The sequence below is a fragment of the Pauljensenia sp. UMB3104 genome (genome assembly GCF_030217285.1).
Taxonomy (GTDB): Bacteria; Actinomycetota; Actinomycetes; order Actinomycetales; family Actinomycetaceae; genus Pauljensenia.
In genome coordinates this window covers 1-263 of the sequence record NZ_JASONN010000361.1, presented here as the reverse complement: position 1 = coordinate 263, position 263 = coordinate 1, and the positions used below count along the sequence as shown (strand labels likewise).

The 263-nt window shown below is 56.7% G+C and carries 1 protein-coding gene; it reads right to left on the bottom strand.

The window, feature by feature from the left end; translation table 11 throughout:
* Window positions 1–30 precede the first annotated feature (30 nt).
* A complete protein-coding gene (locus QP415_RS12025; RefSeq protein WP_285100234.1) occupies window positions 31–162 on the bottom strand; it encodes a hypothetical protein in 132 nt (43 codons plus the stop codon).
* Window positions 163–263: the final 101 nt, after the last annotated feature.

Genomic DNA, 263 nt, shown 5'->3' with positions numbered 1-263 from the left:
GGCGGCCTCCGCTGCCTTGTCCTTGGCGTCTTATGCCTTGTCCTTGGCGTCGCCAGCGAGCTCGGCGAGCTTGTCCTTGGCTTCTTCAGCCTTCTCCTTGGCCGCGTCAACGACCTTCTCGAAGCCTTCTTCAGCCTTCTTGGCCAGATCTTCCAGACTCATGATTCTCTCCTCAACGTAGGGTCGTTCGATGCTGTGAACGAACATGACCAGACTAACGCATAGCGTGATAGGCAGCTCATTTTGTAAGGGGGTGCAAGCCG